Genomic DNA, 10,694 nt, shown 5'->3' on the forward strand with positions numbered 1-10,694 from the left:
GGGACAGTGGCCGGGAGGGTGACGATTTGCAAGAACCCGCCTGCGACCTTGTAGCCTGAAATGCCCTGTTCCCCTGCGTAGAGATATAGTTTAATGCTAAACTAGTTTCCCGAGGAGGAATTTGACGAGATGTCCGACCAGCCCAGCCTGCGCCAGGCGGCGCTTGATTACCACGCCTATCCGAAGCCCGGGAAACTGGAGATCCGCGCCACCAAGCCGATGGCCAATGGCCGCGACCTGGCGCGCGCCTATTCACCGGGCGTGGCCGAGGCCTGTCTGGAGATCAAGGCCGATGCCAGCACCGCCGAGACCTATACCGCGCGCGGCAATCTGGTGGCGGTGGTGTCGAACGGCACCGCGGTTCTTGGGCTCGGCAATATCGGCGCACTGGCCTCGAAACCGGTGATGGAAGGCAAGGCGGTTCTGTTCAAGAAATTCGCGGGCATCGACTGTTTCGATATCGAGGTGAACGAGAGCGACCCGGAAAAGCTGGCCGATATCGTCTGCGCGCTGGAGCCGACATTCGGCGCCATCAACCTCGAAGACATCAAGGCGCCCGACTGTTTCATTGTCGAGAAGCTGTGCCGCGAGCGGATGAACATTCCGGTCTTTCATGACGACCAGCATGGGACCGCGATTGTGGTCGGGGCGGCGGCGCGCAACGCGCTGCATGTGGCGGGCAAATCATTTGCCGATATCAAGATCGTCTCGACCGGTGGCGGGGCAGCCGGGATCGCCTGCCTGAACATGCTGCTGAAACTGGGCGTGAAGCGGGAGAACATCTGGCTCTGCGATATTCACGGGCTGGTCTATGAGGGGCGTGTCGAAGACATGAACCCGCAAAAGGCGGCTTTTGCCCAGGCCACCGATCTGCGGACGTTGGACGATGTGGTAGAGGGCGCCGATCTGTTTCTGGGCCTGAGCGGGCCCAATGTGCTGACGCCCGAGATGGTGGCGCGCATGGCGAAACGGCCAATCATCTTTGCACTGGCCAACCCCACGCCCGAAATCCTGCCCGACGCGGCGCGCGCGGTCGCCCCGGACGCGATCATCGCCACTGGTCGCAGCGATTTCCCGAACCAGGTCAACAACGTCCTTTGCTTTCCCTTCATCTTTCGCGGGGCGCTGGATGTGGGCGCGACCGAGATCAACGATGCCATGCAGATCGCCTGTGTCGAGGGGATTGCCGAACTCGCCCGTATCACCACCAGCGCCGAGGCGGCGGCGGCCTATCAGGGCGAGCAGCTGACGTTCGGGGCTGACTACCTGATCCCCAAACCCTTTGACCCGCGACTTGTCGGGGTCGTCTCCTCTGCCGTGGCGCGCGCCGCGATGGAAAGCGGCGTGGCCCGCCGTCCAATCGCCGATCTGGAAGCCTATCGGCAGAAGCTGAACCAGAGCGTGTTCAAATCCGCCCTGCTGATGCGCCCTGTCTTCGAGGCGGCGTCCAAGGCGGCGCGGCGGCTCGTCTTTGCCGAGGGCGAGGACGAACGGGTGCTGCGCGCGGCGCAGGCCATTCTGGAAGAGACCACCGAGACGCCGATCCTGATCGGCCGCCCCGACGTGATCGAGGCGCGTTGCGAGAAAATGGGTCTGTCGGTGCGCCCGGGTCAGGATTTCCAGATCGTGAACCCGGAAAACGACCCGCGCTATTACGACTACTGGACGTCCTATCACCGGTTGATGGAGCGGCGCGGGGTGACCCCGGACATCGCAAAAGCGATCATGCGCACCAACACCACCGCCATCGGTGCCATCATGGTGCATCGGGGCGAGGCCGACAGCCTGATCTGTGGCACATTCGGCGAATACCGCTGGCATCTGAACTATGTCGAACAGGTGCTGGGCGGCAAGGATCTGCGCCCGCATGGCGCGTTGTCCCTGATGATCCTGGAAGACGGACCGCTCTTTATCGCCGACACCCATGTGCGCAGCCGCCCCAGCCCCGAGGAACTGGCCGAGATCACGTTGGGCGCCGCGCGTCATGTGCGCCGCTTTGGCATCGAACCGCAGATAGCCTTTTGCTCGCAATCGCAATTTGGCAACCAGGCCGAGGGCTCGGGCCTGCGGCTGCGCCAGGCGATCGAGATTCTGGATAGCCGACCACGCAATTTCACCTATGAGGGCGAAATGAACCTGGACAGCGCGCTGGACCCCGAACTGCGCCAGCGCATCTTTCCAAACTCGCGGCTGACAGGGGCGGCGAATGTTCTGATCTTTGCCCATGCGGATGCCGCAAGCGGTGTACGCAACGTGCTCAAGATGAAGGCTGGCGGTATCGAGGTGGGGCCAATCCTGATGGGCATGGGAAACCGGGCGCATATCGTGACCCCCTCGATCACCGCGCGCGGGCTTTTGAACATGGCGGCCATTGCGGGAACGCCGGTGGCCCACTACGGTTGATTCCTGGGGCGGCAATTTGGCCGCCCAAAGGGAGAGACCGGGATGAAGGGACATTGCCATTGCGGCGCGGTCCGTTGGCAGAGCGACGGCAAGGTCGCCTGGAGTTGCTATTGCCACTGCGCCGATTGCCGCCGCAATTGCGCCGCCCCGGTCACCGCGTTTTTCGGCCTGCCCCATGACAGCGTTCAGTGGGGCGGCGACGCCCCGCGCATCTACCGCTCGTCCGACTGGGTCGAACGGCTGTTCTGCGGCACCTGCGGCACTCAGATGGCCTATCGCAACGCCGATGATCGGGTGAACATTCATCTTTACACGGCGACATTGGAGGACCCGTCGGTTCTGCCGCCCCGGTTTCACGTGTTTCACGCCGCGCGACTTCCCTGGCTTGAATTGAAGGACGACCTGCCCCGGTTCGACCGCACTCCAGGCTGAACCCGATTCCACACTATTTGCAGTTCGAAAATTTGCAGTTTTGCAAAATAGCCGTATTTTTCGTCAAAACGAGGCTCAAACGGCATCTTTGCAAAAATTTGCAGGCCGATCCAGACCATCTCTGCAAATTTATTGCGATAATGTGACGCTACGTCCGTTGACCGGCTTGCCCGATTGCAGCGCTATGCCTAACACACCATCCAGCCGAACGTGAGGAGGACGCCATGGCATATCAGGACGTATACGAGAGCTGGAAGAGCGATCCAGAAGCCTTCTGGATGGAAGCCGCCAAGAGCATCGACTGGGTCGAGGCGCCCAGCCGCGCGCTCGATGACAGCAACGCGCCGCTCTATGAATGGTTCACGGATGCCAAGGTCAACACCTGCTGGAACGCTGTGGACCGTCATGTCGAGGCCGGTCGCGGCGAGCAGACCGCCATCATCTATGACAGCCCGATCACCCACACCAAGCGGCAGATCTCTTACGTCGAACTGCGCAACCGCGTGGCCATGCTGGCCGGTGCCCTGCGCGCCAAGGGTGTGGAAAAGGGCGACCGCGTCATCATCTACATGCCGATGATCCCCGAGGCGCTCGAGGCGATGCTGGCCTGCGCCCGTCTGGGCGCGATCCATTCGGTAGTGTTCGGCGGCTTTGCCGCCAATGAACTGGCGGTGCGCATCGACGATGCCCGGCCCAAGGCGATCATCGCCGCCTCTTGCGGGTTGGAGCCGGGCCGCGTGGTGCATTACAAGCCCCTCCTCGACGGCGCCATCGAACTGGCCAAGCACAAGCCCGAGTTCTGCGTCATCTTCCAGCGCGAGCAGGAAGTGGCCAAGCTGATCGAGGGGCGCGATTTCAACTGGCACGGCTTCCAGTACGGCGTCGAACCGGCCGAATGCGTGCCGGTCGAAGGTAACCACCCGGCCTATATTCTCTATACCTCTGGTACCACCGGCGCGCCCAAGGGCGTGCTGCGCCCGACCGCGGGCCATCTGGTTGCGCTGAACTGGACGATGAAGAACATTTATAACGTCGATCCAGGCGATGTGTTCTGGGCGGCATCCGATGTGGGCTGGGTCGTTGGCCACAGCTATATCTGCTATGGCCCGCTGATCCACGGCAATACCACCATCGTGTTCGAGGGCAAGCCCGTGGGCACCCCCGATGCGGGCACCTTCTGGCGGGTGATTTCCGAGCACAAGGTCAAGAGCTTCTTTACCGCCCCCACCGCGATCCGCGCCGTCAAGCGCGAGGATCCCAAGGGCGAGATGCTGGCGAAATACGACCTGAGCTGCCTCAAGGCGCTGTATCTGGCAGGCGAACGGGCCGACCCGGATACTATCGTCTGGGCGCAAAAGGCGCTGGGTGTGCCGGTGATCGACCACTGGTGGCAGACCGAGACCGGTTGGGCCATCGCCGGCAACCCGCTGGGGATCGAGGAATTGCCGGTCAAGCTGGGCTCTCCCGCCAAGGCGATGCCGGGTTATGACGTTCAGATTCTTGACGAGGGCGGCCACCAGATGAAACCCGGCGAATTGGGCGCCATCGCGGTGAAGCTGCCGCTGCCGCCGGGCACCCTACCGGGTCTGTGGAATGCCGAGGCGCGGTTCAAGAAATCCTATCTGGAGCATTTCCCCGGCTATTATGAAACCGGTGACGCCGGGATGATCGACGAGGACGGGTACCTCTATATCATGGCGCGTACAGATGACGTGATCAACGTCGCGGGCCACCGCCTGTCCACAGGCGGCATGGAAGAGGTTCTGGCCGGGCACGAGGATGTGGCCGAATGCGCGGTGATCGGCGTAAGCGACGATCTCAAGGGTCAGATGCCGCTGGGGTTCCTCTGCCTCAACAACGGTTGCAACCGCGACCATGCGGAAGTGGTGAAAGAGGTGGTCAAGCTGGTGCGCGACAAGATCGGCCCCGTCGCGGCCTTTAAACTGGCCGTGGTGGTCGACCGCCTGCCCAAGACCCGCTCGGGCAAGATCCTGCGCGGCACCATGGTGTCGATCGCCGATGGCAAGGAATACAAGATGCCCGCCACGATCGACGATCCGGCCATCCTGGACGAGATCAAGGTCGCGCTGCAAACGCTGGGCTATGCCAAGTGACGATCTCGGTCAGCTTGCCGTGATGACATAACCCTGCATTTTCGCCTTGACCGCGCCCGTTCCGAAACGGGCGCGGATTTCTTCTGTCGCGGCCTCGATGATCCGCCGGACCATGGCCTCACCATGCGGGGCGATCTCGCCATACATCGGGGTGCCCCTTACATAGGCGATGGCCGGATGCGACGGATCGGGCGCGCGGCTGGTCGCCGTGACCTTGTCGATGACGATTTGCCTGAATCCGGCCTGCTCCAGCTCTGCACGGATACGCTCGGGGTATCCGTGGCCATGTGGCGTGCGCGCCAGGAAATGCGGCGGCGTGGCGGGCAGCAGGGTCGATGCGACCTCGGTCACGACCTGCGCGAACTCATTGTGCTCGATCCCGTCCCAGATATTGAAAAGGAACCGCCCGTCGGGCCGCAGAACGCGCCGCGCCTCGGCATAGCCGCGAACCCGGTCAGGAAAGAACATCGCGCCAAACTGGCAACAGACCGCATCAAAGCTCTGATCCTCGAAAGGAAGGGCAAGCGCGTCGGCGGGTTGCCAGGTGATGCGGCTATCTTCGCCCTGAATCGCGCAGGCGCGGTCAAGCATCGGCGGATTGAGGTCGGTCACCACATATCGGGCGTCCCGGGACAGCAGCGGCGCCAGGGCGCGGGTAACAACCCCGCTGCCCGCCGCAGTTTCCAGAACATCGTGGACAGGATGGCTGGCAACGCGCTGCGCCAGGTCATCGGCGTAATGCGTAAAGATAAGCGGAACCAGATAGCTGTCGTATATGTCGGGTATGTCGCCGGCAAAGGCCGTGTCGTTCGCGGTCATCGTGCCCTCCCCCGAGGTGACGGCGGGATCATAGCACAAAACCGGCACGGACTGAGCGAAGTCTTTACGAGACCCCAAGAAACTGTGATCGAATGTATCCGCTCGCCCGGTTGCCAGATATCGCGCGGCTTTCTAGCCTTTGCAGGAACCCGACAGAACAGAGGAGATGCCGATGCGCGCATTGCTGTCTGCCCTGGCCTGCTGCCTTGCCCTGCCCGCCGCCGCGGCCGAGGGGCATCGCATCCAGGTCACCGGCGAATTGATCGATACCTGGTGTTACTATTCCGGTGTCATGGGCGGCCCCGAGGCGGTGGTCGGCTCGGCCCATCACACCTGCGCCCTGTGGTGTTCCGCTGGCGGCATCCCGGTCGGGTTGCAGGCCGCGGATGGCACCATCTACATGGTGCTCAAGATCGCGCAGGACGACCAGCTGGCCGGGGGCGATACCGCGCTCCGCCTTGCCTCGCATATGGTCGAGGCAGACGGGATGCATTACGAGCGTGACGGTATCAACTATCTGATCGTCGACCAGGTGATCAGCGATCTGGGCATCACCAATCTCAACCACGAAGACTATGGCCCCGTGCCCGGCTTCGCCATCCCGGAGCCCAAGGAATGAAACGGTTTTCCCTCGCGCTGGCGCTCTTGGCCAGCCCTGCCATGGCTCAGGATTTTTCGGTCGGATCGACCGCGAACGCTTGGAACCTCTATGCCGAGAAACCGGCGTTCTTTGAGGCCAAGGTGGTCGATCTGCTTTGCGAGCTGACTGGCGACTGCCCGGCCGATTGCGGTGCGGGCAAGCGGCAGCTGGGCCTGTTGCGCAGCGTCGACAATGTCATGGTCCTGCCGCTCAAGAACGGGCAGCCGGTGTTTTCCGGCGCCGCTGCCGACCTGGCCCCCTATTGCGGCCAGACGGTTGAGGTGGACGGTTTGCTGATCGACGACCCCGATCTGGGCGCCAAACATGTCTATCAGGTGCAGAAGATCCGCCTTCCCGGCGGCGAATGGGAAAACGCCAACCGCTTTACCAAGGTCTGGGATGCCGAGAATCCCGAGGCAGCAGGCGAAGGCCCGTGGTTCCGCCGCGATCCGCGCGTCAATAGCGAGATCGCCAAGGACGGATATCTTGGGCTGGGGTTGGAAACCGACGAGGCATTCATCAAGGACTGGTTCTGATGCTGGCCCGACTGACCCTTGTGGCCGCCTTGCTGGCGGCCACGACATCGGGCGCGGGCAATGGCCCGCTGCCCTTCGCCCTCGGCGGCGCGTTCGAGCTGACCGATCAGCACGGCCAGCGGCGCAGCCAGATTGACCCGGACGGGCACGGGCAGTTGCTGTTTTTCGGTTACGCCAACTGCCCCGGCATCTGTTCGGTGGCAATGCCGATGATGGCAGACGCGGTGGATCGGCTGAAGGAAGAGGGTCTCACCGTCACCCCGGTGATGATCACTGTCGACCGCGAGCGGGATCAGCCCGGCACCATGGATGCGCCGCTGGCAAGGTACCATGTCGATTTTGTCGGCCTGACCGGCACCGAGGCCGAATTGCAGGCCGCCTATGACGCGTTTTCGGTTGAGAAGGAACTGGCCTATGTGGATCCGGAATACGGGCCGGTCTATACCCATGGCAGTTTTGTCTACCTGCTGAGCGCCGAAGGCGAGGTGCTGACCCTTGTGCCGCCGATCCTGACCTCGGACCGGGTGGTGGAACTGGCCAGAAAGTACCTGCCCGCAGACCGGAAGTGACCTAGCGTCACCGGATTTCGCCCCCCATGGCCAAGCAGCGGCGAGCCGCCTAACCTCGGGATTGCGGCAAGGGAGGTCGGAGAATGACGCAGGCAGAGCTTTGGCAATTGGATGCGCATGAAATCGTGGCGCAGACACGCACCGGGGAATTGAGCGCCGAAGAAGCTGTCGGCGCCGCAATCGACCGGATGGAGGCGGTTAACCCCAGCCTGAACGCGGTGGTGCAAAGCTGCGCCGAAAAGGGGATGGACCGCGCCCGCGCGCTGGACAAGGCCCGCGCCGAGGGGGCGGCGCCCGGACCGCTCTTTGGCGTGCCGGTCACCATCAAGGTCAATGTGGATCAGGCCGGATTTGCCACCACCAACGGGGTCACGGCGCTCAAGGACATGATCGCACCCGATGACGCACCAATTGTGCGCAACCTGCAAAACGCGGGCGCTGTGGTGATCGGGCGCACCAATACGCCCGAGTTTTCGTTCCGCGCCGATACCGACAATCCGTTGCACGGCCGCACCTATAACCCCTGGGGGCGGCATATTTCGCCGGGGGGATCCTCTGGCGGCGCAGGGGCTGCTGTCATGGCCGGGATCGGCGCTCTGGCCCATGGCAACGATATCGGCGGCTCGCTGCGCTTTCCCGCCGCGGCCAACGGTGCCGTGACGGTGAAACCCGGGCTCGGCCGGGTCCCCGCCTGGAACCCCAGCCAGAAGGCCGAGCGCGGCATGCTGGCGCAATCCATGTCGGTGCAGGGGTTGATCACCCGCTCGGCCGCCGATCTGCACCTGGCCATGCCCAGCTTGATCGCCCCCGATCCGCGCGACCCGTTCCATGTGCCCCTTCCCTGGCGGGGCGCCCCGGTCGATGGGCCAATCCGGGTGGCCTTTACCAAGGCAACCTATGGCTATGACCTGCATCCCGAGGTCGAGGCGGCGTTGGACGCTGCTCGTGACGCGCTGTGCGATGCCGGTTATCTGGTCGAAGAGGTCGAGACCCCGGACGCGTTCGAGGCCGGCCGCGCCGGATACCGTGCGCTGATGGGCGAGGTCTGGGCGCTGATGAAGGCGGATGTCGACGCTTATGGCTCGCAGACCGTGCGCGACATTTTCGAGGTCTATTTCCAGGAATTCCCGCCCTTTCACGGCACCGAATTGTTGCAGGTGATGGCCAAGCGTAGCCACTATGCGCGCGAATGGTCGCTGTTTCTGGAGCGTTATCCGCTGGTGCTGGGCCCGTTCCTGCCGCAGCCCTTCTTTGGCCCCGACCGCGACACCGAGGGCGCCGAGGGCGTGCACGAGGTTCTTGGGGCTGCCGTCTGGTCCTATGCGATGAACTTCATGGGCCTGCCCGCCGCCTGCCTGCCAGCGCGGCTGGCCACTCTGTCGAAGGGGCCGCAGCCGATCAACGTGCAGATCACCGCCCGCCGCTGGCGCGAGGATATGGCGGTGGACGCAGCCGCCGCGATCGAGGCGCGCGTCGGCCGCATGTGCACGCATCTCTGGCCGCGCATGACCTAGGCATCAACGTCTTGGCTGCGCGGCTGGTATCGAGATCAATGACAGGCACCGCGCTTTGCAGACCGGCGGTGAACCGGGGGCGGTTTCGAGCCTCGATTGTGGCGCAGGCTTCGCCCCCCCGACAGATCAAGTGACCTGCGTGACCGGCGTCCACCGATCCGCGAATACAGCCGGACAATTTACCTGCCCATGACCGGCTGTGGGGAGACCTGATCGGGTCGGGTTTAGAGTCAGGACCCATTAATCGGCTTGAGGGCGCCCGGCCTTGGTGGTTCAAGCTCCCGAACTGATGGGGGTGATGAGCAACCTTTTCTGGCTGACTGACGCGCAGATGGAGCGGCTGCGGCCTTTCTTTCCGAGGAGCCATGGCAAGCCTCGGGTGGATGATCGCCGGGTTCTGAGTGGAATAATATTCATCAATCGCAATGGCTTTCGGTGGTGCGATGCGCCGCGGGAGTATGGGCCGCCCAAGACGCTCTACAACAGATGGAAGCGGTGGGGTGACATGGGTGTCTTTTTGCCCGGATGATGGAGGGCCTGGCCTCTGAGGGCACGGATCAGAAGACCATCATGATCGACGCGACCTGCTTGAAGGCGCACCGCACGGCGTCGAGCCTGCGGGCGAAAAAGGGGGGCTCGACGACCGTCGTGGGCGTCTGATCGGCAGAACGAAGGGCCGGCTGAACACCAAGCTGCATGCCATCACCGATGCCAAGGGGCGGCCCCTGAAGTTCCTCATGACAGCAGGCCAGGTCAGCGACTACACCGGAGCCGCCGCCCTGCTGGGCAGTCTGCCCTCTGCCGACTGGATGATCGCGGACCGGGGGTATGATGCGGACTGGGTCAGGGAAGCGTTGAAAGACAAAGGGATACGCCCATGCATCCCGGGCCGAAAGTCGCGAGGCAAGGCCGTCCGCTACGACAAGCGTCGTTAAAAGAGGCGTAACCGCCCCTCTCGTGACATTGCTGCGCAATGCACTGCCGGGCACTGATCGAGATCGTGTTCGGCAGATTGAAGGACTCGCGCCGCATCGCGACCCGCTACGACAGGTGCGCCAAAACCTTCCTCTCGACAGTCGCCCTCGCCGCAACCGTCGTCTTCTGGCTTTGACGATCAATGAGGCTGGTGTCTAGCGAAATGGTGAAGCAGTTCGGTGAGAATGTGCTCAGCCCCACCTGAGTGGTCCAATTTGATTGTTAGTGCATGACCGGCCTTGGGTCCATCTGGACGATGGTTTCTGGGGCCGGAGGGCGGTAGCCCAGGGCACTATGTGGGCGTTTCGTGTTGTGGTGTTTCCTCCATTCTTTGATCAGGATTTGGGCTTTGCTCAGGCTGTAAAAGATTTCGCCGTTCAGGAACTCATCGCGGAAACGAGCATTGAAGCTTTCGCAATATCCGTTCTCCCAGGGTGACCCTGGCTCGATATAGGCGGTCTTGGCTCCAACAGCTTTGATCCAGTCCTGCACGGCTTGAGCCACGAACTCCGGGCCATTGTCCGAGCGAATGAACGACGGGATACCACGCAGGATGAACAGGTCGCTGAGCACATCGATCACATTGCCCGAGTTCAGCTTGCGATCCACACGGATGGCCAAGCATTCCCGGCTGTATTCGTCGATGATGTTAAGCGTGCGGAACGCTTTCCCATCTTCAGTCCGGCAATGCA

The 10,694-nt window shown here is 62.8% G+C and carries 12 protein-coding genes; 10 read left to right on the forward strand and 2 right to left on the reverse strand.

Annotated features, from left to right (window positions below; translation table 11 throughout):
• Positions 1 to 129 precede the first annotated feature (129 nt).
• From G0P99_RS18720 to prpE, 3 genes are all read left to right on the forward strand, one after another.
• On the forward strand, positions 130 to 2,403 hold the full coding sequence (locus G0P99_RS18720) for an NADP-dependent malic enzyme (protein WP_164132003.1): 2,274 nt from the start codon (positions 130 to 132) through the stop codon (positions 2,401 to 2,403).
• 42 nt (positions 2,404 to 2,445) lie between these two features.
• Positions 2,446 to 2,835, forward strand: a complete 390-nt coding sequence (locus G0P99_RS18725; RefSeq protein WP_164132004.1) for a GFA family protein — start codon at positions 2,446 to 2,448, stop codon at positions 2,833 to 2,835.
• Positions 2,836 to 3,059: 224 nt separating this feature from the next.
• Entirely contained in the window at positions 3,060 to 4,949 is a 1,890-nt protein-coding gene (gene prpE, locus G0P99_RS18730) for a propionate-CoA ligase PrpE (RefSeq protein ID WP_164132005.1), read from the forward strand.
• A 9-nt stretch (positions 4,950 to 4,958) separates the two neighbouring features.
• Here prpE and G0P99_RS18735 read toward each other — a convergent pair whose 3' ends face one another.
• A complete protein-coding gene (locus G0P99_RS18735; RefSeq protein WP_164132006.1) occupies positions 4,959 to 5,768 on the reverse strand; it encodes a class I SAM-dependent methyltransferase in 810 nt (269 codons plus the stop codon).
• A gap of 172 nt (positions 5,769 to 5,940) precedes the next feature.
• Here G0P99_RS18735 and G0P99_RS18740 point away from each other — a divergent pair, with 172 nt between their 5' ends.
• From G0P99_RS18740 to G0P99_RS25095, 7 genes are all read left to right on the forward strand, one after another.
• Positions 5,941 to 6,387: a hypothetical protein gene (locus tag G0P99_RS18740; protein ID WP_164132007.1), complete on the forward strand. Its 447-nt coding sequence runs from the start codon at positions 5,941 to 5,943 to the stop codon at positions 6,385 to 6,387.
• On the forward strand, positions 6,384 to 6,944 hold the full coding sequence (locus G0P99_RS18745) for a hypothetical protein (RefSeq protein ID WP_164132008.1): 561 nt from the start codon (positions 6,384 to 6,386) through the stop codon (positions 6,942 to 6,944). Before G0P99_RS18740 ends, G0P99_RS18745 begins: the two co-directional genes overlap by 4 nt.
• Positions 6,944 to 7,513: an SCO family protein gene (locus G0P99_RS18750; RefSeq protein WP_164132009.1), complete on the forward strand. Its 570-nt coding sequence runs from the start codon at positions 6,944 to 6,946 to the stop codon at positions 7,511 to 7,513. Before G0P99_RS18745 ends, G0P99_RS18750 begins: the two co-directional genes overlap by 1 nt.
• A gap of 83 nt (positions 7,514 to 7,596) precedes the next feature.
• Positions 7,597 to 9,027 carry an amidase family protein gene (locus G0P99_RS18755; protein WP_164132010.1) on the forward strand — a complete coding sequence of 477 codons (1,431 nt, stop codon included), beginning with the start codon at positions 7,597 to 7,599 and terminating at the stop codon, positions 9,025 to 9,027.
• A 298-nt stretch (positions 9,028 to 9,325) separates the two neighbouring features.
• Positions 9,326 to 9,556 (forward strand): transposase, encoded by a 231-nt coding sequence (locus G0P99_RS25085; protein WP_370462841.1) that lies wholly within the window; start codon positions 9,326 to 9,328, stop codon positions 9,554 to 9,556.
• A 196-nt stretch (positions 9,557 to 9,752) separates the two neighbouring features.
• Positions 9,753 to 9,962: a transposase gene (locus G0P99_RS25090; protein ID WP_370462844.1), complete on the forward strand. Its 210-nt coding sequence runs from the start codon at positions 9,753 to 9,755 to the stop codon at positions 9,960 to 9,962.
• A gap of 38 nt (positions 9,963 to 10,000) precedes the next feature.
• The gene (locus G0P99_RS25095) at positions 10,001 to 10,138 is read left to right on the forward strand and encodes a transposase (protein WP_370462842.1); all 138 of its coding nucleotides are present in this window, start codon (positions 10,001 to 10,003) and stop codon (positions 10,136 to 10,138) included.
• Positions 10,139 to 10,224: 86 nt separating this feature from the next.
• Here the strand turns inward: G0P99_RS25095 and G0P99_RS18765 are convergent.
• Positions 10,225 to 10,694, reverse strand: a 470-nt coding sequence (locus tag G0P99_RS18765; protein ID WP_164132011.1) for an integrase core domain-containing protein, incomplete at its 5' end; no start/stop codon positions are given.

The sequence above is a fragment of the Ruegeria sp. PrR005 genome (assembly GCF_010500245.1).
Classification (GTDB): domain Bacteria; phylum Pseudomonadota; class Alphaproteobacteria; order Rhodobacterales; family Rhodobacteraceae; genus Ruegeria_B; species Ruegeria_B marisflavi.

What these genes read in the sequence shown, in the direction of transcription:
- G0P99_RS18750 (WP_164132009.1), top strand. Translation starts at nt 6,944, where the DNA reads ATGCTGGCCCGACTGACCCTTGTGGCCGCCTTGCTGGCGGCCACGACA.
- G0P99_RS18745 (WP_164132008.1), top strand. Translation starts at nt 6,384, where the DNA reads ATGAAACGGTTTTCCCTCGCGCTGGCGCTCTTGGCCAGCCCTGCCATG.
- G0P99_RS25095 (WP_370462842.1), top strand. Translation starts at nt 10,001, where the DNA reads ATGCACTGCCGGGCACTGATCGAGATCGTGTTCGGCAGATTGAAGGAC.
- G0P99_RS18755 (WP_164132010.1), top strand. Translation starts at nt 7,597, where the DNA reads ATGACGCAGGCAGAGCTTTGGCAATTGGATGCGCATGAAATCGTGGCG.
- G0P99_RS18740 (WP_164132007.1), top strand. Translation starts at nt 5,941, where the DNA reads ATGCGCGCATTGCTGTCTGCCCTGGCCTGCTGCCTTGCCCTGCCCGCC.
- G0P99_RS25085 (WP_370462841.1), top strand. Translation starts at nt 9,326, where the DNA reads ATGAGCAACCTTTTCTGGCTGACTGACGCGCAGATGGAGCGGCTGCGG.
- G0P99_RS18735 (WP_164132006.1), bottom strand. Translation starts at nt 5,768, where the DNA reads ATGACCGCGAACGACACGGCCTTTGCCGGCGACATACCCGACATATAC.
- prpE (WP_164132005.1), top strand. Translation starts at nt 3,060, where the DNA reads ATGGCATATCAGGACGTATACGAGAGCTGGAAGAGCGATCCAGAAGCC.
- G0P99_RS18720 (WP_164132003.1), top strand. Translation starts at nt 130, where the DNA reads ATGTCCGACCAGCCCAGCCTGCGCCAGGCGGCGCTTGATTACCACGCC.
- G0P99_RS18725 (WP_164132004.1), top strand. Translation starts at nt 2,446, where the DNA reads ATGAAGGGACATTGCCATTGCGGCGCGGTCCGTTGGCAGAGCGACGGC.